Source organism: Achromobacter xylosoxidans, assembly GCF_014490035.1.
In the GTDB taxonomy this organism is placed as follows: Bacteria; Pseudomonadota; Gammaproteobacteria; order Burkholderiales; family Burkholderiaceae_B; genus Achromobacter; species Achromobacter bronchisepticus_A.
Genome location: NZ_CP061008.1, coordinates 358,236 through 380,162, shown reverse-complemented (window position 1 = coordinate 380,162; position 21,927 = coordinate 358,236). Strand labels below are relative to the sequence as shown.

Sequence of the window (21,927 nt, the reverse complement as noted above, 5' to 3'; positions counted from 1 at the left end):
GTTCATTCCAGGTTCGCGTCGACCAGCGACCGCAGCGCCGCCGCCATGTCGGGATCGTCGGTCAGCGCGCGCGTCATGGTCATGTCGCAACTTTCGGCGGGACTGACGCCGTCGCGGATGAGGATGCCGGCGTAGATCAGCATGCGGGTGGACACGCCCTCGTCCAAGCCGTGACGCTTGAGCTCGCGCGAACTGTGCGCGATGCGCACCAGCCGCTGCGCCAAGCCGGTGTCTATGCCGGCCTCATGCGCCACGATCTCGGCTTCGCGCCCGGGCTCCGGATAGTCGAAATCCAGCGCCACGAAACGCTGCCGGGTAGAGGGCTTGAGATCCTTGGCGCTGCTCTGGTAGCCGGGGTTGTAGGACACCACCAGCTGGAAGTCCGGATGGGCCCGCACCACCTCGCCCTTCTTGTCCAGCGGCAGGATGCGCCTGGCATCGGTCAGCGGATGGATCACCACCGTGGTGTCCTGGCGCGCTTCGACGATCTCGTCCAGGTAGCAGATGCCGCCATGGCGCACGGCCAGCGTCAGCGGGCCGTCGTGCCAGGCGGTGCCGTCGGCATCCAGCAGGTAGCGGCCCACCAGGTCGGAGGCAGTCATGTCCTCGTTGCAGGCCAGCGTGACCAGCGGGCGTCCCAGCTTCCAGGCCATGTACTCCACGAAGCGCGTCTTGCCGCAGCCGGTGGGCCCCTTGAGGATCATGGGCAGCCGGTGCGCGTACGCATGCTCGTATAACGCGGTTTCCCGTCCCGTGGGACGGTAGAAGGGTTCTTGCGCAATCCGGTAGGTTTCGAGCGGAGACGGCACGGTTCATGTCCTCGGAAGGCGTCCGTCCGGCGCGGCGGGCCGGACGGACCGGATGGTCGGCAGGCATGCCTAGCGGTGCTTGGCGTCCTCGTTGGGGATGCCTTCCATGGGGCACTCCGGCGTGCCCACGGTGGACCGGGTAAAGGACTCGACCATCTTGCGCGTGGCCTCCGGATCGTTGATCCAGTTGGCGTAGAAGTTGTACGGGCAGGCCGCGACGCCCGTGGCCTCTTCGCCGGAATTGATCTTGCCGGTGTAGCCGCGGTGCACCAGCTTGAACAGGTGGTTCTGCGACTGCATGTTCTTGCGCGCGTCGCGGATCAGGCTGGTGGACAACTCGGCGTATTGCACACCCATGTCTTCTTCACCGCATTCGCCCAGCGTGCGGCCGTCGAAGCCTATGATGGCCGAATGGCCGAAATAGGAATACACGCCGTCAAAGCCCGCGGCATTGGCCACCGCCACATAGACGTTGTTCATCCACGCCATGGCCTTGGACACCATGACCTGCTGGTCCTTGGCCGGATACATATAGCCCTGGCAGCGCACGATCAGCTCGGCGCCGCGCATGGCGCAATCGCGCCAGATCTCGGGGTAATTGCCGTCGTCGCAGATGATGAGGCTGATCTTCAAGCCCTTGGGGCCTTCCGACACATAGGTGCAATCGCCCGGATACCAGCCTTCGATCGGCACCCAGGGCATGATCTTGCGGTACTTCTGCACGATCTCGCCCTTGTTGTTCATCAGGATGAGGGTGTTGTACGGCGCCTTGTTCGGATGCTCTTCGTGGCGCTCGCCCGTCAGCGAGAACACGCCCCATACGTTGGCCTTGCGGCAGGCGTCGGCGAACACCGCGGTCTCTTCGCCCGGGATGGCCGAAGCGGTTTCGTACATTTCCTTGGCGTCGTACATGATGCCGTGGGTGGAGTACTCGGGGAAGATGACCAGGTCCATGCCGGGCAGGCCGCGCTTCATGCCCACGACCATGTCGGCGATCTTGCGGGCGTTCTCCATCACCTCCGCGCGGGTATGCAGCCGCGGCATCTTGTAGTTCACGACGGCCACGCCCACGCAATCGTTGCTGCTGGAGATATCTCCGTGTCTCATGACAATGCTCCTCGGTGGTTGACGGTCATACCGTCAGGAAAGATCTGACTTTGTCTTGGTCCAGGCTCTCGCGGCAGGCTTCGTGCACGATGCGGCCCCGGTCTATCACCAGGAAGCGGTCGGCCAGGTCCAGCGCGAAGCTCAGCATCTGTTCCGACACGACGATGGCGAAGCCGCGTTCCTCGCGCAGCGCGTTCAGGACCCGTGCAATGTCCTTGATGATGGAAGGCTGGATGCCCTCGGTGGGTTCGTCCAGGATCAGCACGCGCGGATCGGAAATCAGCGCGCGGGCGATCGCCAGTTGCTGCTGCTGCCCGCCGGACAGGTTGCCGCCCTTGCGCCGGCGCATCTCGTGCAGCACCGGGAAAAAGCGGTACAGGTATTCCGGCACGGCCTTCAGGCCGCTGCGCTCCGCGCCGGTCAGGATGTTCTGCTCCACGGTCAGGAAGGGAAAGATCATCCTGCCCTGCGGCACGAAGGCCAGCCCGCTGCGCACGCGCTGGTAGCTCTCCATGCCGGCCAGCTCCACGCCATCCAGCCGGATGCTGCCCGAACCCGACCGCAGCATGCCGATCAGCGCCTTGAGCAAGGTGGTCTTGCCCATGCCGTTGCGGCCCATGATGGCCACGGATTCCCGTGGCGCCACGTCGAAGCACACGTCGTGAACGACGTGCGATTCGCCGTAGCTCACGTTCAACTTTTCGATCTGGAACATGGCGCGCCCTCCTCTCAATGGCCCAGGTACACGTCCAGCACGCGCGGGTCAGCCTGCACCTCGGCCACCGTGCCTTCGCTCAGCAAGCGGCCCTGATGCAACACGGTGACCTTGTGCGCAATGCGCTTGACGAAATCCATGTCGTGCTCGATGACCACCATAGACTTGCCGCGCGAGATGCGCGCCAGGAGCTCGGCCGTCTGTTCGCGTTCGCGCGGACTCATGCCGGCCACGGGTTCATCCAGCAACAGCAACTGCGGGTTCTGCATCAGCAGCATGCCGATCTCCAGCCATTGCTTCTGGCCGTGGCTCAGGCGGCCCGCCTTCTCCGCCAGGCGGTCCTGCAGGAACACCTGCCCCGCCATGTCCTGGATGCGTTCGCGGATTTCGGCCGTGCGCCGGAATCGCAGCGAGCGCACCACCCCGTGCGCGTTCGGCAGCGAGATCTCGAAGTTCTCCAGCACCGTCAGGTCTTCATAGACCGACGGCGTCTGGAATTTGCGTCCGACGCCGGCCCGCACGATGTCGAATTCCGCCATGCGCACCAGGTCGCGCCCCTGGAACATCACGCGGCCCGCTGAAGGCCGGGTCTTGCCGCAGATGATGTCCAGCAGCGTGGTCTTGCCCGCGCCGTTCGGGCCGATGATGACGCGCAGCTCATCCTGCGCCACGCGCAGGCTCAAGCCGTCCACGGCGCGAAAACCGTCGAAAGAGACCGTCAGGTCCTCGACGCTCAGGATGGCGCCGGGCGCCGGGCGGTCGCTGCTCATTTCCATGCTGGCGGGCTCCTGCAGGTCCAGGGTGGCACTCATCGCACGCTCCCCGCGGCGCGGCGCGCCTGAATCTGGCCGAACACGCCGGCCAGGCCGTTGGGCATGACCACGACGACCGCAATAAAAATGGCCCCCAGGAAATACAGCCAGACTTCCGGGAACGTCTCTGACAGATAGGACTTGAGAAAGCCGATCAGCAAGGCCCCGACCACGGCCCCGGGAATCGAAAGCCGGCCGCCGACCGCCGCATAGATCACCATCTCGATCGACGCGACCACGCCGATCGCGCCCGGAGAGATCAGGCCTACCTGCAGCGTGAAGAAGGCGCCGCCGATGGAGGACAGGATCGCCGCCACGCAAAAGATGCAGGCCTTTACGTGCGCGGTGTCGTAGCCCGAGAACCGCACGCGGTCCTCGCGGTCGCGGATGGCGATCAGGATCTTGCCCAGCCGGCTGCGCACAATCGCCAGCGCCGCCAGCATCGCCACGACCAGCGCGCCGGCTTCGATGAAGTACAGCGCCTGCTTGCCTTCATCGCCGACGATGTCCCAGCCCAGCAGCGTGCGGAAGTCGGTAATGCCGTTGGCGCCGCCTGTGTCTCCCTGCTGGCCGATGATGAGCACGGTCAGCGTCATTGCCAGGGCCAGCGTGACGATGGCGAAATACACGCCGCTGACCCGCTTGCGGAAGATCGCCAACGAAAACAGATAGGCCGCCAGTCCCGGCAGGACCACGATCAGCAGCAGCGTCAACGTCAGCGAATGGAATGGCTGCCACCAGACCGGCAGGCTCTCCACGCTGCTCCAAACCATGAAGTCGGGCAGCTCCGGCGCGGACGCCTCCAGCTTCAGGAACATGGCCATCATGTACCCGCCCAGTCCAAAGAAAATTCCTTGGCCCAGGCTCAGCACGCCGCTGTAGCCCCAGGTCAGCACGATGCCTATCGCCACGAAGGCGAACGCCATGTACTTGCCGACCAGGTTCAACCGGAACGGATCCAGCGACAGGGGCAGGACGGCCAGGATCAGCGCCGCGACCAGCAGGATCGCGATCTCTTCGGTTTTCCGGTGCAGGGCCTTCATCGCATCACCCCCGAGTCTTGTTGGCGAACAGCCCGTTCGGGCGGAAATAGAGGACCAGGATCACCAGGACCAGGATCGTGACCTTGGCCATCGAGCCGCTCATCAGGTATTCCAGCGTGGTCTGCGACTGTGCGATCGCAAGGCCGGAGAACGCCGTTCCCAGCAGGCTCTGGACGCCGCCGAATACCACCACGATGAATGAATCGACGATGTAGAGCTGGCCCGTGCCGGGGTTGGTCGACCCGATCATGGTGAAGACGCAGCCGGCGATGCCTGCCAGGCCGGAGCCCAGCGCGAAGGTCAGCGCGTCCACGCGCCGCGTGTTGATGCCGACGGCGCCCGCCATCGCGCGGTTCTGGGTGACGGCGCGCACGCGCAGTCCCCACGCGCTGCGGTAAAGCAGCAGATACACGCCCACCGCCACCAGCAGCGTCAGGCCCAGGATGAAGATGCGGTTCAGCGGGAACTGCAGGTCGGGCGTGGGCTCCCACGCGCCGCTGAGCCAGGAGGCCAGCGGCACGCTGACCTCCTGCGCACCGAACAGCGAACGGTAGGCTTGTTGCAGGATCAGGCTCAGGCCCCAGGTCGCCAGCAGCGTGTCCAGCGGGCGGTTGTAGAACCAGCGGATGAAGCCGCGCTCCAGCACATAGCCGAAGGCGAAGGTGACCAGGAACGCCAGCGGAATGGCCGCGAACAGGTAGACGTCCATCCAGCCGGGGGCCCAATGCTGAAACGCGACCGCGACCAGGTAGGTGGTGTAGGCGCCCATGGCCATCAGCTCGCCGTGCGCCATGTTGATGACGCCCATCAGGCCGAACACGACGGCCAGGCCGATCGCCATCAGCAGGAGGATGCTGAACAGGCTGATCCCGTTGAACAGCTGCATTGCCGCGATGTCGATATTCATGGTCACGTTCCTGGCTGCGCCGGCGGCAAGGCCGCCGGCCAAGGGCTTGCGCACATCCGCAAGCGCGGGCTACAGCTTCGGGAAGGGATTGGGCTCGATCAGGTCGGCCGATTCCCAGACGATGTCGAACTGCCCGTCCGGCCGCGCCCGCCCCACCCGCACCTTCTTCCAGACGTGATGGTTGGTCTCGTGCACGCGCACGGTCCCCTCCGGCGCCTGCAGTGTCAGCCCGGCGGAGGCCGCGATCACCTTGTCGGGATCGAACGAACCGGCCTTCTCCACGCCGAGCTTCCACAGGTACACGCTGTTGTAGGCAACCTCCATCGGGTCGCCGATGACGCGGTCCTGGCCGTACTTGGCCTTGAAGGCCTTGACGAATTTTTCGTTGGCCGGATTCTGCAGGCTCTGGAAGTAACCCATGCAGGCGTAGTAGCCCGCCGCGTTGTCCTTGCCGATGCCTTCGATCTCGTTCTCGGACACCACGGTGGACAGCAGCACCACGCGCGTGCCGTCCAGGCCGGCGGCGCGCAGCTGCTTGTAGAACGCCACGTTGGAGCCGCCCACCACGGTGCTGTAGATGCACTCGGGCTTGGCCGCCTTGATCTTGTTGATGATGGAAGAGAACTCGGTATGGCCCAACGGCGCGTACTCTTCGCCCACCACCTTGGCATTCATGCGGGCAATGGCCGGTTTGGCGATCTTGTTGCAGGTGCGCGGATAGATGTAGTCGGAACCGACCAGGAAAAAGGTCTTGCCCTTTTCACGCGCCATCCACTCCACCGCCGCGATCACGGACTGCGTGGCTTCCTGCGACGGATAGAACACCCGCGCGTCCTGTTCCTGGCCCTCGTAGTAGGTGGGGTAGTACAGCAGGCCCTTGCTGCGCGCGAGCACCGGCAGCAGCGCCTTGCGCGAAGCCGAGGTATAGCAGCCCACGATGGCGGCGACCTTGTCGCGGTCGAGCAGCTTGCGCGCTTTCTCGGCGAACACGGCGTTCTCGCTCGCGCCGTCTTCGACTACGGGTTCGATCTTGCGCCCCATCACGCCGCCCGAGGCGTTGATCTCTTCGATCGCCAGCTTCTCCGCGTCCACCAGCGACGCCTCGGCGATGGCGATGGTGCCGGACAGCGAATGCAGCAGGCCCAGTTTGACTGTGTCTTGGGCGTAAGCCTGGCGGGGCAAGGCTGCCATCCCCGACGCGGCGCTCAGTAGGACCATGGAGCCGCTGTGCTGCAGAAAGCGGCGGCGGTTGTATACGCTCATCGTTGCGCTCCTGTGCGTTTCTGAAGGCAAGCCTCCGGCTAGGGCTTGCACGCAAGCCCTGAACTGCCCGGGATTGGGCAGGCGCCTTTGCCCACCACATCACGACGACTGCCGTCCGCCCGCTGCCTGCCACGTTTCTTCAGGCAAAGCTGCGCCCACGGCGCAGCGAAACGCCATTCGAAGAAAAGCGATGGACAAACGGAAAACGAAAAGGCCCGAGCCGGAAATTCCGGCTCGGGCCTTTTTGCCCTACGCCTGACTGGCAACACTGGCAGTCGGCGAAAATTTGAAGACGAACTTGCGTCTGGAAGGCATTCTGAAGAAGCGTGTGGCGCTATGCCATGCGTATTTTCCCTTAGCGGCCGCGGCTCGCTGCCAGGGCGCGGCGCAAGGCTGGCGCGGCATTCTGCAAGTAGTGCCACAAGCGGTTCGAGACCGGGCCTTGCGCGCGGTCCGTGCGGCGCGCGGCGACCAGCTCTTCGACACTGCCCGGCAGATGGCGGTTGGCGATCGAGATCAGACGTCCGTCGCGCAGTTCGTCTTCGACGAGAAAACGCGGCATGTGACCCCAGCCCATGCCTTGCAGGATGATTTCCTTCTTCATCAGCTGGTCCGCCACCGTGCACTGGCGCGCGCCTTCCACGGTGAAGTAATCCTGCGGCGGCATGTGCCTGGCGGTGTCGCGCATGACGCATTGCGTGTAGTCGCGCATCAGCGCGGGCTTGATCGCGCGCGGTACGGGTTCACGCAGAAAGCCCGGCGCCACTACGGGTACGAAAGGCACCTTGGCCAGGTCGACCCATTCGATGCGGGCGTCGTTCTTGGCGACGCGATGCAGGATGAGGTCGGCCTCGCCGTCGTAGAGGCGTTCCTGCGGCCCGGACACGGCCTCGAAGTGCAGGTCCAGGCGCGTGGCCGGACAGTCCGCGAAAAAGCGGCTCAGCAAGCCCAGCACGTAGGGGCGCGGACAGAAGTCGCCGATCACGATGCGCAGCTCGGTTTCCTCGCCCATGGCCAGTTGTTCGGCGTGCGCGCGCAAGGCGGTCAGCTCGCGCAGCAGCGCTTGCGCGCGCGCATGGAAGGACTGCCCCGCGGCTGTCAGGCTCACGCGGTAGCCGCTGCGGTCCAGCAAGGCCAGATCCAACTGCCGTTCCAGCTTGGCCACGGCGGCGAATACCGCCGGATGCGAACGGTGCAGCGTTGCCGCGGCCGCCTGAAAGCCGCCGGCGCGCGCCACCGCGTCGAAGCATTGGAGATCGTGCAGCGTGAATTCGCTCATGTCTGTTTTTCCGACAATGATTGTGCAAACTTTGTAATTTTTTCTCTAACGGCGCGCAACTACGATTTGCCTCACACCAACCACCGCGAGGCCAAGCATCATGCAAGACATCTCCTACTACACCGCCGGCGACGGCGCGCGCATCGCCTACCGTTACGATGGCCGTGCGGATCTGCCCACGCTGGTGCTGGCGAACTCCATCGGCACCACGCTGCACATGTGGGACGCACAGATTCCCGCGCTGACTCGCCACTTCCGCGTGCTGCGCTATGACTACCGCGGCCATGGCGCGTCCAGCGTGCCGCAAGGTCCTTACTCGCTTGACCGCCTGGGCCGCGACGTGCTGGAGCTGATGGACGGGTTGGGCATCGAGCGCGCGCATTTCCTGGGGCTGTCGCTGGGCGGCATCGTCGGTCTATGGCTGGGCGTGCATGCGCCACAGCGCATCCATCGCCTGGTCCTGAGCAATACCTCGGCCTATCTGGGACCCGTGCCGCAATGGGACGAACGCATCGCCGCCACGCTGCGGGCAGAGAACATGTCGGAAACGGCCGAGACCTTCCTGAAGAACTGGTTTCCCGCGTCCTGGCTGCAGCAGAGCAATCCCGCCGTCGAGCCGTTCCGCACCATGCTGCTGAACACCGACAAGCATGGCCTGGCGGGCGCATTCGCCGCCGTGCGGGACTTCGACCTGCGTCGCACCATGGCGCTGATCCCGAATCCGACGCTGGTCATCGCGGGCCAGCACGACACGGTCACCGCAGCCAGCCACGGCGAGCAGATCGCCGCCGCCATCCCTGGCGCCAGGCTGCTGACGCTGCCGGCCGTGCACTTGGCGAACATCGAATTGCCCGAGGCGTTCGAGGCCGCGGTGCTGGAATTCCTGCTCACGGCCTGAAGCCCGCGTCCCTACTCCGCGCCGCGCTCCCAGCGGCGCTGGATGGCCTTGGCCGCGACCACGCCGTCGGCCATGGAGGTGACCACGCAGGGATGCATGCGGTGCGCCACCTCGCCCACAGCGTAGATGTCGGGCACGCTGGTTTCGGCGGTGGCGAAGTCCGTGCGGATGTAGCCGCGCTCGTCGCGGGCCAGGTGCAGGCTGTCGGCAAAGCCGGCCTGGGGCTCCCAGCCGTAGAAGACCAGGATCAGGTCGTACTGCTTGCCGTCCACGCTGCGGGTGGCAGGGTCCACCTTGTACGGTCCGATATGCACGCCTTCGCGGCCGGCGCGCGTCACCCATTGCTGTTGGGCGCGGACGCTGCGGGCATAGAGATGCACGCTGCGGGCGCCGCGGTTACGCACGTAGACGTAGTTTTCGAAGGCGTTGTCGCCGCCGCCCAGCACCGCCACCGACAGGCCCGAATAGTCCTGCGCCACGATGGGCGAGCCCGGGCCGATCAGCACGCCGGGCCAGGATGCGCCCGGCGGATGGTCCGGCAGCCCCTTGGCGCGCACGCCCGAGGCGATCACCAGGGTGCGCCCGCGCACCAGGGATTCGGCGCCGTCGGCGCCTGCCAGCGTGGCCTCGATGCCGCCCTTGCAGGGACGCACCCCGGTTACGCGGGTTTCCAGCCGCAGCGGCACGCCGGCCGCGCGCACGCTGGCGTCGATATTGGCGGCCACCTGCTGCCCGGTCACGCCGGGCAGCACGGCGATCCAGTCGTCGGCGAAGGGATTGTCATTGCCCAGCCCGCCCAGCCGGGGGCCAGCCTCGACCAATAGCGGGGACAGGCCCAGGCGCGCCAACCACAGGGCGCAGGAGGCGCCGGCGGGGCCGCCGCCTACAATGACCGAATCGTGCATCTGTTGCATTTCACCCCTTATTGACTGCGCCGGCGCCTCGCGGACGCCCGGACATGGCCGGATTGTAGCCAGCGCGCCGCCCCCGTTCCGCTGTCGCCTTACAATTCCGGGCTACCCCACCCAGGTTTTCATCATGCCTACACGCCGCATCATTCTTTCCGGGCTCGCGCTCGACGCCCGCATCGGCATCCTCGAGCACGAGCGCCGCGCCACCCAGCCCCTGCATGTCGACGCCGACTTCGACGTGGACATCCAGCGCTCGGTCGACGACCATGACATCCACAGCGTGCTGGACTACCGCCGGCTGCGCGAGGCCATCGTGGAAGAATGCACGCAGGCGCACGTGAACCTGATCGAAACCCTGTCGGAGCAGGTCGCGGCGCGCCTGCTGGCCGACTTCCAGGAAATCCGCGCGCTGCGCCTGCGCATCAGCAAGCCCATGGCCTTTTCCGACTGCGCGGCGGTGGGCGTGGAAATCCAGATCACTCGCTGACCATGAACGACATAGCTACCCCCGAGGTGCGCTTTCGCACCGAGGCCGAAGAAAAGGCCCGCCACGAAGGCAACAAGCTGACCAAGCGCCTGGCCCGCGAAACCACGCGCGCCCTGTCCGACTACAACATGATTGGAGAAGGCGACCGCGTCATGGTCTGCCTGTCGGGCGGCAAGGACTCCTACGCGCTCCTGGACATCCTGCTGCAGCTGCAGAAGCGCGCTCCCTTCAAGTTCGAACTGATCGCGGTCAACCTGGACCAGAAGCAGCCGGGCTTTCCCGACCACATCCTGCCCCAGTACCTGACGGAACTGGGCGTGCCCTTCCACATCGAGACGCAGGACACGTATTCCATCGTCACGCGCGTGCTGGAAGAGGGCAAGACCATGTGCTCGCTCTGTTCGCGCCTGCGCCGCGGCATCCTGTACCGCGTCGCCTCCGAACTGGGCGCGACCAAGATCGCGCTGGGCCATCACCGCGACGACATCCTGGGCACGTTCTTCCTGAACCTGTTCTACGGCGGCAAGGCCAAGGGCATGCCGCCCAAGCTGGTGTCCGACGACGGCCGCCACACAGTGATCCGCCCCCTGGCCTATGTGCCGGAAACCGATCTGATCGCCTACGCCGAACTCAAGCAGTTCCCCATCATTCCCTGCAATCTCTGCGGTTCGCAAGAGAACCTGAAGCGCAAGGAAGTGGGCCGCATGATCAAGGAATGGGACAAGCAGCATCCGGGCCGCTCGTGGAACGTGTTCAACGCGCTGTCGCGCGTGGTGCCTTCGCACTTGATGGACCGCGACCTGTTCGACTTCGTGGGCCTGAAGCCTACCGGTCTGCCTGACGCCAATGGCGACACGGCGTTCGATGCCGAAGACCCGCAGGAAGATGCCGGCGAAGCCTGTGGCGATACGCCGCAAGCGCTGGAGCCCGGCGCCATCGTCGAGAAGAAGGTGACGTTCACGCGCAGCTGAAAACGGCTCGCGGGAATTGAAAAAGGCTGCCCAGGGCAGCCTTTTTCATTTGCAGGCGCTACGCCTACGCATTCAGCACCCGAATCGGCTGGCCCGACTTCCACGCCTTCACCGCCTCCAGCGCGTTCTGGTAGAAGGCTTCGAAGTTCTCGCGGCAGACATAGCCCAGGTGCGGCGTCAGGATCACGTTGTCCAGGTCGCGCACGGAATCCGTGGGCGACAGCGGTTCCTCGGGATAGACGTCCAGGCCGGCGCCGGCGATGCGGAACTTCACCAGCGCGTCCATCAAGGCTTCCTGATCCACCAGACCGGCGCGCGAGGTGTTGACCAGGTAGGCGGTCGGCTTCATCGCGGCCAGGGCTGCCGCGTCGACCACATGGCGGCTGCGTTCGGACAGGATCAGATGCAGGCTGACGACGTCGGACGTGGCGAAGAGCTCGTGCTTGTCCACCCGCTTCACGCCCGCCGCCTCGGCGCGCTCATCGGTCAGGTTGGGACTCCAGGCCACCACGTCCATGCCGAAGGCCAGCCCCACCTTGGCCACCGCCGCGCCCAGCTTGCCCAGACCCAGCACGCCCAGGCGCTTGCCCGCCAGCGGCTCGGGCATGCCCGTCTGCCACATGCCGCGGCGCATGGCGGCGTCTTCGGTGGGCAGATGCTTGAACAGGCCGAGAATGTGCGCCCAGGCCAATTCAGCCGTGGCGGTGTTGGCCTCGGCGCTGCCGGGCGCGCCGCACACGACGATGCCCTGCTCGGCGCAAGCCTGCATGTCGATGGCGTTGTTGCGCATGCCGGTCGTGACCAAGAGGCGCAGGTTCGGCAGCGCGCGGATCCGTTCCGCAGGGAATGGTGTGCGCTCGCGCATCGCGACGATCACCTCGAAGGGTTCGAGCGTGGGCTCGACCTGCCCCTCGGGAATGAAGTTGTTGAAGATCCGCACCTCGGCGTTGCCGCCCAGCGAGGTCCAATCCGCATAGCGCTTGGCTACGTCGTGGTAATCGTCGAGTATTGCGATTTTCAAGAGCTGTCTCCGGGGGCTTGGCGCCTGTGGCGCCAGCCTCCCGGCCGGCGCCGCGCGCCGGTCAGTTCAAGCGGGCTTTGAATTGCTCCAGCGGCAAGGCGCCGCTGACGCGCGAGCCGTCTGCAAAGAACGTGGTCGGCGTGCCGCGCACCATCAGCTTCTGGCCCAGGGCCAGCAGCTTGTCCTCGGGTACGTCGCAATTCGCGGTGGCGGGCTTCTTGCCGCGCAGCATCCAGTCGTCCCAGGTCGCGCCCGGGTCCTTCGAGCACCACACGTCGCGCACCTTGTCCTTGGAATCGGGCGACAAGATGGGATAGAGGAAGGTGTAGACGGTGATGTTGTCGACGTTTTCCAGCGTCTTGCGCAATTGCTTGCAGTAGCCGCAATTGGGGTCTTCGAAGATCGCGACCTTGCGCGAACCGTCGCCCTTGACCTGCTTGATGGCGAGGTCCAGCGGCAGCTGGTCGAACGACACGGCGCTCAGGCGCTCCTGCGTTTCGCGGGTGACGTCGCGGCGCGTCATGGCGTCGATCAACGGACCTTCCATGACCCAGGTCACCTTTTCATCCGTATAGATCAGGTCCATGCCCAGCTGCACTTCGAACAGCCCGTAGGGCGTGCGGCGCACGGCCGTGACATCCATGCCGTCGAAACGCTGGCGGAAGCGGTCCTTGACCGCGTCCGCCACGGGATCGGCCGGCGCCACCTGGGTGGTGGAGTAGCTCTTGTCGCCCTTGCCGGGCTGGCCCACGGACTGGGTGGAGACGGACTTGTCGCCCTGGGCCGCCGCGCCGGCGGACATGCCCAGGCCCGCGGCCAGGAAACAAGCGGCCAAGGTGGCGGATATGCGGAAATTCATCGGTACTCCTGTACTTATCTATCGTGTTCTTGTGCGGAAAGGGTAACCGATCCGCGCCTGGGCGAATCCGGCCTGCACGGGCAGGCGCCCCCTATGAGTCAGACAATCCGCCCGCGGGCGAGGTTCCGCGGGACGGATCCGGCCCTAGTTGGCCGAAGCGCCGGTGATCAGGCGGCGCTTGATCAGAGGCGCCCGTTCGACCCAGTGCATGCCGGCATTGCGCAGCCAGACCAGCGGCGTCGCCCGCGACGCGAACAGCTTGTGCAGGCCGTCGGTGGCCAGGCGCATGGCCAGCACCGGCTCGGCGCGCGCGCGCTGGTAGCGGTGCAGCACGCGCAGGTCGCCCGCCGCACGGTAGGCTTCGCGGCCGGCGACGACGCGGGCCAGGGCCTCGACGTCGCCCAGGCCCAGGTTCAGCCCCTGGCCTGCCAGCGGGTGCAGGCGGTGCGCCGCGTCGCCCGCCAGCGCGATGCCGGGCGCAACCATCTGGGCGCGCTCCAGCGTCAAGGGGAATCCATGCAGCTTGCTGCGGACCTTCAGCGCGCCCAGGCGGCCTTCGGCGGCGTCGGCCAGCAGGGTTTCCAGGCGGGCAGCCTGCTCCTCGGGCGGCAAGGCCAGCAGCGCCTGGGCCAGTTCGGTGCGCATGGACCAGACCATGGAAACCTGCGCACCGGCGGAGGTATCGGGCAGCGGCAGCAGAGCCAGTACGCCGTCGTCGCGGAACCACTGGAAGGCGGCGCCCTGATGTGAACGCTCGGCGTCCAGATGCACCACCAGACCCGTGTCGTCATAGGACACGGATTCATGCTTCAGGCCGGCGGCCTCGCGCAGCGGCGACGCCGCGCCATCGGCGCCCACGAACAGCTCGGCCTCGATGCGCGTGCCGCTTTCAGTGTCGATGGCGCCGTCGCGGTAACCCGTGCAGCGGTCCTCCAGCCAGGGAATGCCGAACATGCGGACGGCCTGGATCAGCACGCGCTCGATTTCGCCGGACTCGACGATCCAGGCCAGTTGCGGCAGCGCCGCCTGCCAGGCGCTCAGATTCACCTGGCCGTCGGCGTCGCCGTGGATTTCCATGGCGTTGACCGACGTCAGCCGGGACGCGGGCATGGCGTCCCACACCCCGAGTTCGGCCAGAAAGCGCTGGCTGGCGGGCGAAATGGCGTAGACGCGCGGATGGTAGCGGTCGGGATCGGCCGGCGGCACGCTGGCGCGCGGCGCCAGCACGGCCACGCGTTGGCCGCGGCGGGCCAGCGCCAGGGCAGTGGACAGGCCGACGATGCCGGCCCCGCAAACGACGATCTGATGGCTCATCTTGCGCTCGGCTCCCCGGCCTGTTTCGGCCACAGCACCCACATCTGGCCGCGCTGCTTCATGCGGCCGGCTTGCTGGCCGGCATCGTCGCCGTAGCCCCAGTAGAAGTCGGCGCGCGCGGCGCCGCGAATGGCCGTGCCCGTGTCCTGGGCCAGCACCAGGCGCTGCAGCGGCCGGTCGGACGCGGGATAGGTGGTGGCCAGGAATACCGGCGTGCCCAGCGGCACGAAGCCCGCGTCGACCGCGATCGAACGCATGGGGGCCAGCGGCACGGCGTAGGCGCCCTTGGGGCCTTGCTCCGGGTCGACCACCGCCTCTTCGCGGAAGAACACCACCGCCGGGTTGGCGTTGAGCATTTCCGGCACGCGCTTGGGATTGCGCTGGGCCCAGGCGCGGATGTTCTGCATGGAGGCCTGGTCGGCCGACAGCTCGCCCCGGTCGATCAGCCAGCGGCCAATCGAGGCATAAGGCTGGCCGTTATGGTCGGCGTAGGCCACGCGGATGGTCTTGCCGGAATCGGGGCCGTCGGTCAGCTGCACACGGCCCGAGCCCTGCACCTGCAGGAAGAAGTTGTCGACGGGGTCGTCCACCCACACCAGCACGGGCGGACGGCGGCCTGACGATTCGATGGCGGCGCGCGAGTCATAGGGCACCACCCGCTTGCCGTCCAGCTTGCCGCGCACGCGCTTGCCCGCCAGTTCCGGATAGATCGAACCCAGGTCGATGGTCAGCAGGTCCGCCGGCACGGTGTACAGCGGCCATTGATGGCTGCCGCCCTGGCGGCGCGAGCCGCGCACCAGGGGCTCGTAATAGCCCGTCACGGTATTGGCGGCCGGCTTGCCGTCGGCCGCGTTCAGGCGCCAGGGCTGCAGATAGGTCTGGAGGAAGCGGCGCACGCCCTCGCCATCGCCCGCGGCAGGCGCGCGGGACGGATCCGCCGCGGCGGCGCAGACCGGCTGCCAGGCCCGCGGCGTGGCGCGCGCCGGCGCGGCCAGGTTGCCGCTGGTCGGCCGCATCAGGCCGCGGCAATTGCGCAGGAACAGAGGCCAGAAGCGCGACAGGTCATCGTTGGTCCAGCCGGGCATCTCGGCCCAGTTCGCCGCCTTGTACTTGCCCGCCAGCGCGCGCGGCGGGGTATCGGGCAAGGACGCCAGCGACGGCACCACCAGCGGGCCGTCGGCTGCGGGCGCGGACGGGCCGGGGATGCCGGTCGAACCGGAGTCGGGAGGGATATCGGAGGGGGTGGAACATGCCGCCAGCAGGACGGACAGCACGGACAGACTGAGAATGCGCTTCATGAGCAAATGAAAAAACGTGCGACGGATAGCCGGGCCATTCAATGCAGGGTACGCGGCATGGCCAGGACGAATTCGGAGATCGGCACTTCGAACGGAATGCCGTTCTCGCCGACGCAGTGGTAAGTGCCGCGCATCGTGCCCACCGGCGTGGGCAGGGGACAGCCGCTGGTGTACTCGAAGGTTTCGCCGGGCGCGAGCAAGGGCTGCTGCCCGACGATGCCCAGCCCGCGCACTTCCTGCACGCGCTGGTTGCCGTCGGTGATGATCCAATGGCGGCTGATCACCTGGGCGGGATGCTCGCCGGTATTGGTGATGCGGACGGTATAGGCGAACACGAACTGCTGTTCGCCAGGATCGGACTGTTCAGGCACGAAGCGCGGAGAGACAGAGACGCTCAGGTCGTAAGGTTTCACAGTCCTTCCCTGTGTGGTGCTGGCGGGCGGCCGTGGTACGGCGCCTGACGCTGGAAAAGACACGGTTCCCGGACCCGCCGGGCCGGGCCATTCCCGGTACCGCGCCTCAAACTGCAATAATGGCACATTATGCCCTCCCCGATCCCGAACATCATGTCTACCCAACAGGCTTCCACCCGCATCACCCCCAGCATCCTGTCGGCCGACTTCGCCCGCCTGGGCGAGGAAGTCCGCAACGTCGTCGCCGCCGGCGCCGACTGGATCCACGTGGACGTGATGGACAACCACTATGTCCCCAATCTGACCATCGGCCCGATGGTGTGCGCGGCCATCCGCCCCCATGTCCAGGTGCCGATCGACGTGCATCTCATGGTGGAACCGGTGGACGACCTGGTGCCGATGTTCGCCAAGGCCGGCGCCGACTACATCAGCTTCCACCCGGACGCCAGCCGCCACGTGGACCGCACGCTGTCGCTGATCCGTGAAAACGGCTGTAAGGCCGGCCTGGTGTTCAATCCCGCCACCCCGCTGTCCTACCTGGACTACGTGATGGACAAGATCGACCTGATCCTGATCATGTCAGTGAATCCGGGCTTCGGCGGCCAAAGCTTCATCCCGGGTGCGTTGAGCAAGCTGCGCGAGGCGCGCGCCCGCATCGACGCCTGGACGCAGGCCGGCGGCCAGGAAATCGTGCTGCAGGTCGACGGCGGCGTGAAGATCGACAACATCGCTGAAATCCGCCGCGCCGGCGCCGACACCTTCGTGGCCGGCTCCGCCATCTTCGGCAAGCCGGACTATGCCGGCATCATCAAGTCCATGCGCGAACAGATCGCCATCGGCGAAACCACCGCCATCTGAGCCGGGGAACCGACATGACCGCTTTTCGCGCCGCGCTGCTGGACCTGGACGGCACCCTGCTGGATTCGATTCCCGACCTGGCCTTCGCCGCCAATGCCATGCGCGTGGAACTGGGCATGTCGCCGCTGCGCGAAGACGTGGTGGCCACCTTCGTGGGCAAGGGCGTGGACAACCTGGTGCGCCGCAGCCTGGCCGGCAGCCTGGATGCAGCCGACCCCTCGGCCGCCGAGTTCGACGTGGCCCGCGCCGCCTTCTATCGCCATTACCACCTGTCCAATGGCGAAAAGGCGCAGATCTATCCAGGCGTCATCGACGGCCTGAAGCTCATGCGCGAGCAAGGGCTGAAGCTGGCCGTCGTCACCAACAAGCCCACCGAATTCACCCTGCCGCTGCTGCAGCGCACGGGCCTGGCGGGCTTTTTCGACGCCGTGGTCTGCGGCGACACCTGCGAGCGCCGCAAGCCCGATCCGGATCAGGTGGTGCATGCCTGCGACCTGCTCGGCGTCGCCATGCACGAAGCCGTGACCATCGGCGATTCGGTCAATGACGCCCAGGCCGGCCGCAGCGCCGGCACCCAGGTCCTGGTCGTGCCTTATGGTTACAACGAAGGCCGGGACGTGCGCGAGCTGGATGTCGATGGTATAGTTGACACGCTAGTCGCCGCCGCCCAGTGGGTCGCGCTCTGGAATCAAAACCAGAACGCGGCAAGAACAGGCTCCTGAACACCCGGCGGCGCACCGCGAATTCAATACTGAACAAAGCTCAATGAACGTTTCCATCCAGAACCAAATGCTCGGCGCCTCGTGGCGCTGGTGGCGTTTGTCTTCCGGGTGGCGATGATCCCTCCCGGCCCTGGACGCGTATGCCGCCTAGTGCCGTAGCTGTGTAAATAATCACAGAGCCAAGCCCGGAACCAGTAACCTGGACCGGGCTTTTTTGTTGCGCGCCTGGTCCGATAGCAGATAAATCGCTCACGAGACCCGACATGACCGAAATCGAATTCAAGGCCCTCGCCGCACAAGGCTACAACCGCATCCCGCTGGTCGCGGAAACCTATGCCGACCTGGACACCCCGCTGGGCATCTACCTGAAGCTCGCGCACGCCGGCCCCCAGGGCGGGCGCATGACCTGCCTGATGGAATCGGTGGTGGGCGGCGAACGCTTCGGCCGCTACTCCTTCATCGGCCTGCCGGCCCGCACGGTGATCCGCGCCAGCGGCACCCGCACCGAGGTGCTGCACGACGGCAAGGTCGCCGAGACCCATGACGGCGATCCGCTGGCCTTCATCGAGCAATACCAGAGCCGCTTCAAGGTCGCCCTGCGTCCCGGCATGCCGCGCTTCTGCGGCGGCCTGGCCGGCTACTTCGGTTACGACACGGTGCGCCACATCGAGCCCTGCCTGGGCCCGGCGGTCAAGCCATTTCCCGCCGGCATGGAAGGCGGCACGCCCGACCTGATGCTGATGCACGTGGACGAGCTGGTCATCGTCGACAACCTGGCTGGCCGGATCTACCTGATGGTCTACGCGGACCCGAGCCAGCCCGAAGCCTACAGCCGCGCCCAGCAGCGCCTGCACGACCTGCGCGCCCGACTGCGACGCCCGGTGGAAATTCCCTACAGCCACGCCAGCATGCAGACCGAAGAGCGGCGCGACTTCAAGAAGGAAGACTATCTGGCGGCCGTGCACCGCGCCAAGGAACACATCGCCGCCGGCGACCTGATGCAGGTGCAGATCGGCCAGGTCATCGCCAAGCCCTTCCGCGATTCCCCTCTCTCCCTCTACCGCGCCCTGCGGTCGCTCAATCCCTCCCCCTACATGTACTTCTGGAACTTCGGCGACTTCCAGGTGGTCGGCGCGTCGCCGGAAATCCTGGTGCGCCAGGAGCGCGTGGTGGAAAACGGCGAGCCCAAGTCGCAGATTACGATCCGTCCCCTCGCCGGCACCCGCAAGCGCGGCGGCACGCCCGAGGAAGACGCCGCCCTGGCCGCCGAACTGAAGGCCGATCCCAAGGAAGTGGCCGAGCACGTGATGCTGATCGACCTGGCGCGCAACGACGTGGGCCGCGTGGCCCAGGTGGGCTCGGTCAAGGTCAGCGACACCATGGTGATCGAACGCTACTCGCACGTGATGCATCTGGTGTCCAACGTCACCGGCACGCTGAACCCCGGCATGAGCAGCATGGACGTGCTGCGCGCGTCCTTCCCCGCAGGCACCCTGACCGGCGCACCCAAGGTCGAGGCCATGAAGATCATCGACGAGCTGGAGCCCGTGCGCCGCGGCATCTACGGCGGCGCGGCTGGCTACCTGAGCTACGGCGGCGAAATGGACGTGGCCATCGCCATCCGCACCGGCGTCATCAAGGACGGCACGCTGTACGTGCAGGCCGCCGCCGGCATCGTGGCCGACTCCAACCCCGAAGCCGAATGGGCCGAAACCGAAGCCAAGGCCCGCGCGGTGCTGCGCGCCGCGGAACAGGTGCAGCACGGCCTGGACGAACCCATCTGAGGCCCCGCCCCCACCGGACATATCCGGGCCGCCGGGCGGCCCCACAGGAGAATTAAATGCTGTTGATGATCGACAACTACGACTCTTTCACCTACAACCTGGTGCAGTACTTCGGTGAACTGGGCGAAGACGTGCGCGTGGCGCGCAACGACCAGATCACGCTGGAAGAGATCGCCGCAATGAATCCGGACCGCATCTGCGTGTCGCCCGGCCCCTGCTCGCCGGCCGAAGCAGGCATCTCGGTGCCCGTGATCCAGACCTTTGCCGGCAAGAAGCCCATCCTGGGCGTGTGCCTGGGCCATCAGGCCATCGGCGCGGCCTACGGCGGCGACATCGTGCGCGCGCAGCAGATCATGCACGGCAAGACCGTGCGGATCTCGCACACGGGCACGGACATCTTCACCGGTCTGCCCACCCCGTACACCGTGATCCGTTACAACTCGCTGACCATCGACCCCGCCACCCTGCCCGACTGCCTGGCCGTGACCGCGACCGCGCCGGACGGCGACATCATGGGCGTGCGCCACAAGACCTTGCCGCTATACGGAGTACAGTTCCATCCCGAGTCGGTGCTCAGCGAGCACGGCCATGCCCTGCTCCGCAATTTCCTGAACCTCGCCTAAGAAGGACGCATCGTGACTATTTCCCCCGCCGAAGCGCTGACGCGCTGCATTGAACACCGCGAAATCTTCCACGACGAAATGCTGCATCTCATGCGCATGCTGATGCGCGGCGAAATGTCGCCGCAGATCGCAAGCGCCTTGCTGATGGGCCTGCGCGTGAAGAAAGAGACCATCGGCGAGATCACCGCGGCCGCGCAGGTCATGCGCGAATTCGCCACGCCCGTGGTCACCCCGAACCCCGCCGACCTGCTGGACATGTGCGGCACCGGCGGCGACGGCAGCCACACCTTCAACATTTCCACCACTGCCATGTTCGTGGCGGCGGCGGCCGGCGTGCCGATCGCCAAGCACGGCAACCGCAGCGCCTCGTCCTCCAGCGGCAGCGCCGACGTGCTGGAAGCCCTGGGCGCCAACCTGGTGCTGACGCCCGAACAGGTGGCCGAGTGCATCCAGGCCACCGGCATCGGCTTCATGTTCGCGCCCGCCCACCATGGCGCCATGAAGAACGTGGCTGCCGTGCGCAAGGAACTGGCCGTGCGCACCATCTTCAACATCCTGGGTCCGCTGACCAACCCGGCCGGCGCCGCCAACCAGCTGATGGGTGTTTTCCACCCCGACCTGGTCGGCATCCAGGTGCGCGTGCTGGAACGCCTGGGGTCGCGCCACGTGCTGGTGGTGCACGGCAAGGACGGCATGGACGAGGCCTCGCTGGGCGGCGCCACCCTGGTCGGGGAACTCAAGGACGGGAAAGTCCTCGAATATGAGATCCACCCCGAGGACTACGGGCTATCCATGATGTCCAACCGGAGCATCAAGGTGTCCAATCGCGAACAATCGCGTGAGCTTGTCATCGAAGCGCTCGAAAATGTCGAAGGCACCGCCCGCGACATCGTCGCGCTCAATGCGGGACTCGCCATCTATGCTGGCAATAAGGCCGATTCCATTCCCGAGGCATTGGCTCTAGCATTTGAACTTATCTCCACCGGCGCGGCGCGAGCCAAGCTGGAAGAATTCTGCGCATATACCCGGAAATTCCTGAAATGAACGATATTCTCGCGAAGATCCTCGCCGTCAAGGCCGAGGAAGTCGCCGCCGCTCGCCAGATGCGCAGCGAAGCCGAAGTCCTGCGCGAAGCGCAGGCGCGGCAGGACGTGCGTGGCTTTGCCCAAGCCATCGAAGACAAGATCTCGCAAGGCAAGCCCGGCGTCATCGCCGAAATCAAGAAGGCCTCGCCGTCCAAGGGCGTGCTGCGCGACCCTTTCAATCCCCCGGAAATCGCCGCCACCTATGCGGTGCACGGCGCGGCCTGCCTGTCGGTGCTGACCGATGTGCAGTTCTTCCAGGGTTCCCACGACCACCTGCGCCAGGCGCGCGCGGCCTGCTCGCTGCCGGTGCTGCGCAAGGACTTCGTGATCGACCCGTACCAGATCATCGTCGCGCGCGCCATGGGCGCGGACTGCGTGCTGCTGATCGTGGCCGCGCTCAGCCCCGCGCAACTGCGCGACTATGAAACGCTGGCAATGGAACTGGGCATGGACGTGCTGGTGGAAGTGCACGACGCCCAGGAACTGGACGTCGCGCTGACCATGAAGACGCCGCTGCTCGGCATCAACAACCGCAACCTGCGCACCTTCGAGACCAGCCTGTCGAACACCCTGGACCTGCTGCCCCGGATCCCCGCCGGCAAGCGCGTCGTGACCGAAAGCGGCATCCTCAAGCCGGAAGACGTGCAGCTGATGCGCCAGCACAAGGTCGACGCCTTCCTGGTGGGCGAAGCCTTCATGCGCGCCAAGGATCCGGGCGCGGAACTTGCGCGCCTGATGGGCTAGGCGA

General features: G+C 66.2%; 23 protein-coding genes. 9 read left to right on the top strand and 14 right to left on the bottom strand.

Annotated elements, in window-relative coordinates:
• Nucleotides 1–2: 2 nt before the first annotated feature.
• From IAG39_RS01805 to IAG39_RS01770, 8 genes are all read right to left on the bottom strand, one after another.
• A complete protein-coding gene (locus IAG39_RS01805; RefSeq protein ID WP_118933386.1) occupies nucleotides 3–809 on the bottom strand; it encodes a CbbQ/NirQ/NorQ/GpvN family protein in 807 nt (268 codons plus the stop codon).
• A 69-nt stretch (nucleotides 810–878) separates the two neighbouring features.
• The gene (locus IAG39_RS01800; RefSeq protein WP_118933387.1) at nucleotides 879–1,916 is read right to left on the bottom strand and encodes an aliphatic amidase; all 1,038 of its coding nucleotides are present in this window, start codon (nucleotides 1,914–1,916) and stop codon (nucleotides 879–881) included.
• Nucleotides 1,917–1,941: 25 nt separating this feature from the next.
• Nucleotides 1,942–2,631, bottom strand: a complete 690-nt coding sequence (gene urtE / locus IAG39_RS01795; protein ID WP_118933388.1) for an urea ABC transporter ATP-binding subunit UrtE — start codon at nucleotides 2,629–2,631, stop codon at nucleotides 1,942–1,944.
• A 14-nt stretch (nucleotides 2,632–2,645) separates the two neighbouring features.
• Nucleotides 2,646–3,407 (bottom strand): urea ABC transporter ATP-binding protein UrtD, encoded by a 762-nt coding sequence (gene urtD / locus IAG39_RS01790; RefSeq protein ID WP_118933397.1) that lies wholly within the window; start codon nucleotides 3,405–3,407, stop codon nucleotides 2,646–2,648.
• Nucleotides 3,408–3,439: 32 nt separating this feature from the next.
• Nucleotides 3,440–4,486, bottom strand: a complete 1,047-nt coding sequence (urtC, locus tag IAG39_RS01785; RefSeq protein ID WP_118933389.1) for an urea ABC transporter permease subunit UrtC — start codon at nucleotides 4,484–4,486, stop codon at nucleotides 3,440–3,442.
• 4 nt (nucleotides 4,487–4,490) lie between these two features.
• A complete protein-coding gene (gene urtB / locus IAG39_RS01780; RefSeq protein WP_059377229.1) occupies nucleotides 4,491–5,393 on the bottom strand; it encodes an urea ABC transporter permease subunit UrtB in 903 nt (300 codons plus the stop codon).
• A 69-nt stretch (nucleotides 5,394–5,462) separates the two neighbouring features.
• Nucleotides 5,463–6,656, bottom strand: a complete 1,194-nt coding sequence (gene urtA, locus IAG39_RS01775) for an urea ABC transporter substrate-binding protein (protein WP_059377226.1) — start codon at nucleotides 6,654–6,656, stop codon at nucleotides 5,463–5,465.
• Between the two features lie 355 nt (nucleotides 6,657–7,011).
• Nucleotides 7,012–7,935 carry a LysR family transcriptional regulator gene (locus tag IAG39_RS01770; protein ID WP_118933390.1) on the bottom strand — a complete coding sequence of 308 codons (924 nt, stop codon included), beginning with the start codon at nucleotides 7,933–7,935 and terminating at the stop codon, nucleotides 7,012–7,014.
• 100 nt (nucleotides 7,936–8,035) lie between these two features.
• On the opposite strand from IAG39_RS01770, the gene pcaD reads away from it, so the two are divergent.
• A complete protein-coding gene (gene pcaD, locus IAG39_RS01765) occupies nucleotides 8,036–8,833 on the top strand; it encodes a 3-oxoadipate enol-lactonase (protein ID WP_118933391.1) in 798 nt (265 codons plus the stop codon).
• Between the two features lie 11 nt (nucleotides 8,834–8,844).
• On the opposite strand, the gene IAG39_RS01760 is transcribed toward pcaD, so the two are convergent.
• The gene (locus IAG39_RS01760) at nucleotides 8,845–9,747 is read right to left on the bottom strand and encodes an NAD(P)/FAD-dependent oxidoreductase (protein ID WP_118933392.1); all 903 of its coding nucleotides are present in this window, start codon (nucleotides 9,745–9,747) and stop codon (nucleotides 8,845–8,847) included.
• Nucleotides 9,748–9,871: 124 nt separating this feature from the next.
• On the opposite strand from IAG39_RS01760, the gene folB reads away from it, so the two are divergent.
• Together folB and ttcA are read left to right on the top strand one after the other, a co-directional pair.
• A complete protein-coding gene (gene folB, locus IAG39_RS01755; RefSeq protein ID WP_008164827.1) occupies nucleotides 9,872–10,231 on the top strand; it encodes a dihydroneopterin aldolase in 360 nt (119 codons plus the stop codon).
• A 2-nt stretch (nucleotides 10,232–10,233) separates the two neighbouring features.
• Entirely contained in the window at nucleotides 10,234–11,202 is a 969-nt protein-coding gene (gene ttcA / locus IAG39_RS01750) for a tRNA 2-thiocytidine(32) synthetase TtcA (protein WP_059377215.1), read from the top strand.
• A 64-nt stretch (nucleotides 11,203–11,266) separates the two neighbouring features.
• Here the strand turns inward: ttcA and IAG39_RS01745 are convergent, their stop codons facing one another.
• The 5 genes from IAG39_RS01745 to apaG form a co-directional block, all read right to left on the bottom strand.
• A complete protein-coding gene (locus tag IAG39_RS01745) occupies nucleotides 11,267–12,223 on the bottom strand; it encodes a D-2-hydroxyacid dehydrogenase family protein (protein WP_118933393.1) in 957 nt (318 codons plus the stop codon).
• Nucleotides 12,224–12,284: 61 nt separating this feature from the next.
• A complete protein-coding gene (locus IAG39_RS01740) occupies nucleotides 12,285–13,082 on the bottom strand; it encodes a DsbC family protein (protein WP_059377211.1) in 798 nt (265 codons plus the stop codon).
• 144 nt (nucleotides 13,083–13,226) lie between these two features.
• Nucleotides 13,227–14,396, bottom strand: coding sequence for a UbiH/UbiF family hydroxylase (locus IAG39_RS01735; RefSeq protein WP_118933398.1), 1,170 nt, complete (start codon nucleotides 14,394–14,396; stop codon nucleotides 13,227–13,229).
• Nucleotides 14,393–15,694 (bottom strand): murein transglycosylase A, encoded by a 1,302-nt coding sequence (locus IAG39_RS01730; RefSeq protein ID WP_059377206.1) that lies wholly within the window; start codon nucleotides 15,692–15,694, stop codon nucleotides 14,393–14,395. Before IAG39_RS01730 ends, IAG39_RS01735 begins: the two co-directional genes overlap by 4 nt.
• A gap of 38 nt (nucleotides 15,695–15,732) precedes the next feature.
• Nucleotides 15,733–16,107, bottom strand: coding sequence for a Co2+/Mg2+ efflux protein ApaG (apaG, locus tag IAG39_RS01725; protein WP_039882644.1), 375 nt, complete (start codon nucleotides 16,105–16,107; stop codon nucleotides 15,733–15,735).
• A 129-nt stretch (nucleotides 16,108–16,236) separates the two neighbouring features.
• On the opposite strand from apaG, the gene rpe reads away from it, so the two are divergent.
• From rpe to trpC, 6 genes are all read left to right on the top strand, one after another.
• Nucleotides 16,237–16,965 (top strand): ribulose-phosphate 3-epimerase, encoded by a 729-nt coding sequence (gene rpe, locus IAG39_RS01720; RefSeq protein ID WP_118935214.1) that lies wholly within the window; start codon nucleotides 16,237–16,239, stop codon nucleotides 16,963–16,965.
• A gap of 14 nt (nucleotides 16,966–16,979) precedes the next feature.
• Complete coding sequence (locus IAG39_RS01715) at nucleotides 16,980–17,687, top strand: phosphoglycolate phosphatase (protein ID WP_059377203.1); 708 nt, start codon at nucleotides 16,980–16,982, stop codon at nucleotides 17,685–17,687.
• Nucleotides 17,688–17,950: 263 nt separating this feature from the next.
• Nucleotides 17,951–19,471: an anthranilate synthase component I gene (gene trpE, locus IAG39_RS01710; RefSeq protein WP_118935212.1), complete on the top strand. Its 1,521-nt coding sequence runs from the start codon at nucleotides 17,951–17,953 to the stop codon at nucleotides 19,469–19,471.
• A gap of 56 nt (nucleotides 19,472–19,527) precedes the next feature.
• On the top strand, nucleotides 19,528–20,094 hold the full coding sequence (locus IAG39_RS01705) for an aminodeoxychorismate/anthranilate synthase component II (protein WP_059377201.1): 567 nt from the start codon (nucleotides 19,528–19,530) through the stop codon (nucleotides 20,092–20,094).
• Between the two features lie 12 nt (nucleotides 20,095–20,106).
• Entirely contained in the window at nucleotides 20,107–21,138 is a 1,032-nt protein-coding gene (gene trpD / locus IAG39_RS01700) for an anthranilate phosphoribosyltransferase (RefSeq protein ID WP_054455246.1), read from the top strand.
• Nucleotides 21,135–21,923, top strand: a complete 789-nt coding sequence (gene trpC / locus IAG39_RS01695; protein ID WP_059377198.1) for an indole-3-glycerol phosphate synthase TrpC — start codon at nucleotides 21,135–21,137, stop codon at nucleotides 21,921–21,923. Before trpD ends, trpC begins: the two co-directional genes overlap by 4 nt.
• Nucleotides 21,924–21,927 lie beyond the last annotated feature (4 nt).